General features: G+C 52.5%; 4 protein-coding genes. 1 reads left to right on the forward strand and 3 read right to left on the reverse strand.

The window, feature by feature from the left end; all coding sequences use genetic code 11:
* Positions 1-147 precede the first annotated feature (147 nt).
* Positions 148-1,494 carry a sodium-dependent transporter gene (locus Q1K23_RS08630; protein ID WP_300363862.1) on the forward strand — a complete coding sequence of 449 codons (1,347 nt, stop codon included), beginning with the start codon at positions 148-150 and terminating at the stop codon, positions 1,492-1,494.
* A gap of 43 nt (positions 1,495-1,537) precedes the next feature.
* Here the strand turns inward: Q1K23_RS08630 and Q1K23_RS08635 are convergent, their stop codons facing one another.
* From Q1K23_RS08635 to Q1K23_RS08645, 3 genes are all read right to left on the reverse strand, one after another.
* Positions 1,538-1,981, reverse strand: a complete 444-nt coding sequence (locus Q1K23_RS08635; protein WP_300363864.1) for a hypothetical protein — start codon at positions 1,979-1,981, stop codon at positions 1,538-1,540.
* A gap of 38 nt (positions 1,982-2,019) precedes the next feature.
* Positions 2,020-2,799 carry a thiazole synthase gene (locus tag Q1K23_RS08640; protein ID WP_300363865.1) on the reverse strand — a complete coding sequence of 260 codons (780 nt, stop codon included), beginning with the start codon at positions 2,797-2,799 and terminating at the stop codon, positions 2,020-2,022.
* Between the two features lie 108 nt (positions 2,800-2,907).
* Positions 2,908-3,348 carry an Hsp20/alpha crystallin family protein gene (locus Q1K23_RS08645; protein ID WP_300363867.1) on the reverse strand — a complete coding sequence of 147 codons (441 nt, stop codon included), beginning with the start codon at positions 3,346-3,348 and terminating at the stop codon, positions 2,908-2,910.
* Positions 3,349-3,475: the final 127 nt, after the last annotated feature.

Consider the following 3,475-nt stretch of genomic DNA (forward strand, 5'->3'; position numbering starts at 1 on the left):
TGGTCCCAAACCAGGTGCGCTAACCAGGCTGCGCTACACCCCGTCCAAAAGTGGACTGCAATTATAGTCTAAAAGCCTTTTGTTGTCAACAAAAATGGTATAATTGTCGCTATTTTTAGCAAGCTTATTACCAGAAGGGCATCTGAAATGAAAGTCGCACAATTCAGTCGGATCGGATTCATCATGGCCGCTGCCGGATCGGCGGTGGGTTTGGGCAATATCTGGAAATTTCCCTACATGACGGGCGAGTACGGCGGTGGCGCCTTCGTACTGGTCTATCTCATCACCATCGCCTTCGTCGGATTTTCGGTCATGGTCGCCGAAATGCTGATCGGCGCACTGGGCCGTCTCGATACGGTAGGAAGCTTCGAAAAACTGGCGCCTCCCAACCGAAAAAGTTGGAAATACGCCGGATTCATGGGCTTCAACGGCCTGATTATCATGACATTCTATTCGGTCGTCATCGGATGGATCTTCTACTACCTCTTCGAAATTTTCTCGGGGCTTCCGACCGCTACCGCAGAGGCGAAACAGACTTTCGACACGCTGGTCGGCCAAAAAGCGGGGCTTCAGATCTTCTGGCACTCCGTGGCGGTGCTTCTGGTGGGATATATCGTCTATCGGGGAATCAAAGGGGGTATCGAAAAGTTCAACCTCATACTCATGCCGGCACTTTTGTTGATACTTTTCGGAATGCTTGCCTACGCCACGACGCTGGACGGTTTCGACAAGGCATGGGATTTCATGTTCGCCTCCGACTGGAGCAAAATCAATTCCGAAGCGATCGTCCGGGCCGTAGGGCACTCATTCTTCACCCTATCCCTCGGCATGGGCGCGATCATGACCTATGCGGCTTCCCTGCCTAAAAACGCCAGTATCACCAAAACCGCTTTCATCGTCACCTTCATGGACACGCTCATCGCACTGGTGGCGGGGCTGGTCATCTACAGCTTTCTTTTTCACGAAGGAGCGCCGGCGGCCCAGGGCCCAGGGCTGGTCTTCATCTCTCTGCCCGTAGTCCTATCAAGCTTCGGCACCCTGGGCACCGTACTGGCCCTGCTTTTCTTCCTGGCTCTGGCCTTCGCGGGTCTGACATCGGCCATCTCTCTGGTGGAACCTGTCGTCCAGTATCTCATCGACCGTTTCGACTGGAGCAGAAGCAGAGCGGTCATCGTCTCCTCCTTCGTCTACTGGCTCGTCGGAGTCGGAGCGCTCCTCAGCTATACGAAGGCGTGGGGAAGCACCTTCTCCATCGGAGGCAAACCTCTTTTCGACATTCTCGAATACACGACCGACTCCATCCTTCTGCCTCTTGGCGGTCTTCTGATCGCGATCTTTGTGGGATATGTGCTGCAGAAAGAGCGTGTCTACGCGGCGCTCGAACATGAAATGGGGGAGAGATATTTCGCCATCTGGCGATTCAGCATCCGCTACATCGCGCCGGTGGCGCTGATTTTCATGATGCTCAACCTGATGGGAATTTTGAAAATATAACGGAGCGAAGAGAGAGGCTCTTCCGGTAAAGGTAAAGAGCCTCTCAACGCATCAGATACGAATCGTCGACGATCCGGTCGTTGTTCTGGGTGGCGATGACAAAAAGGGTCAGCAGACGCTTCAGCGCGTCGTTGAGCTCGTCATCGGGCTTCAGCTGTGTAATGGCGATACGGTTTTTCGTGTTGTCGGAACCGTGTTCGAGATGAATCCGTAGATTGTCGATCGCTTTCATAGTGTTGGATATTTCGGTATTGCCGTAGAGCAGCAGATAGTGTCTGTCGGCCAGCGGTATCAGATGGTCGGTACGCCGGCTGTGAAGTTGGAACTTCTTCTCGAACTCCGGATCTTCCGTCCGATACATGACGATCGTCACGGGGCTGCCGTATCGCTTGAGCCGATAGAGCTCCCGATCTACACACCCTTTGGCATCGCTCGACTCGATCCAGCCGTTCAACTCGTTTTTGACATTCAATCCGTTGAAATGCATCGCAGATCCTTCTTTCTCCGATAGAGGGCCCGCGTTCATCAGAACTGAATCATTCCTTCCGTCGGGCTCGATGCTGTCGCATAGGGGCGCTTGGGAATACGTCCCGCCAGATAGCTCATGCGGCCGGCCATGACGGCATGCTTCATCGCCTCCGCCATGACGATCGGCTCTTTCGCCTGGGCGATGGCCGTATTGGTCAATACGGCGTCGGCTCCCAGCTCCATGGCGGCTGCGGCGTCGCTCGCCTGTCCGATCCCCGCATCCACGACGACCGGCACGCTGACCGCTTCCTTGACGAATACCACATTATACCTGTTTTGCACTCCCAGTCCGCTTCCAATGGGCGCGGCAAGCGGCATTACGGCGGCGGCACCCGCATCTTCGAGACGTTTCGCGATGATAGGATCGTCGTTGGTGTAGGCCATGACGGTGAAGCCGTCCTTGGCAAGCACTTCACACGCTTCGATCGTTTCGACGACATCGGGATAGAGTGTCTTCTGGGTGTCGCCGATGACTTCGAGCTTGATCAGGTCGATGCCCGTCGCCTCCCGTGTGAGTCTGAAGAGGGTGATCGCCTCTTCCGCCGTCGTACATCCGGCGCTGTTGGGAAGAAACTGCACATCGGTATCTTTGAAGTAGTCCATCAGATTCTCTTCGTCGGGATTGGTGATGTTGACACGGCGCACCGCCACGGTGATCATCTCGGCACCACTCGCGAGTGTCGCATCTCTTGTCGTCTGAAAATCGGGATATTTGCCGCTGCCTACGATGAGTCGGCTCGAAAATTCGTAACTGCCGATCTTTAAAATATCGCTCATTGGAGAGTCTCCTGGTCTTTGTATATGTGTATATAGAAGATTTATAGCATAGGGGGACTTGAAGAAAATTGAAAGAAGGGGAGCGAAGGGCCGAAAGGGCCGCTTCGCTTACTTAACAGGGATCTCTTTGACCTCTTTTTCCTCTTTTTTCAGCTTCGGCAGAGTGATGTGCAGCACACCATCCTCCGTTTTGGCGTCGATATGATCGGCATCGACGTTTTCTGGCAGAGAGAATGTGCGCATGAATTTGCCGTAGCTGGACTCTATCTTGTAGTAGTCCTCTTTTTTGACCTCTTCTTTGAACTTGCGTTCACCGGAGATGGTCAATGTGCGTTTTTCCGGGTCGATGTTGACCTTGATATCCTCTTTTTTCACACCCGGAAGATCAACCTCGACCACATAGGCATTTTCGTCTTCCCGTGTGTTGACGCTGGGAAGAAATGCGTTGACGACCTCTTTGTCTTCTTTGGTCGGAACATCTACAGCTCCAAGAAGTCGTTTTTCAAGTTCGCGGATTTCAGCGAACGGATCGAATCGTGTTACCAGCATGATAACCTCCTTATCCAATGGTTTGTGACATTATAACAAGTTGATAATACTATTGTCAAGTTTTTTTCTCTTTTCGTTTTAAAATTATTACTGAAAAGAGATAAATAATGGTGAATGGTGAATGGTG

Origin of the sequence: Hydrogenimonas sp. (genome assembly GCF_029933015.1) — a bacterium.
Lineage (GTDB): Bacteria > Campylobacterota > Campylobacteria > Campylobacterales > Hydrogenimonadaceae > Hydrogenimonas.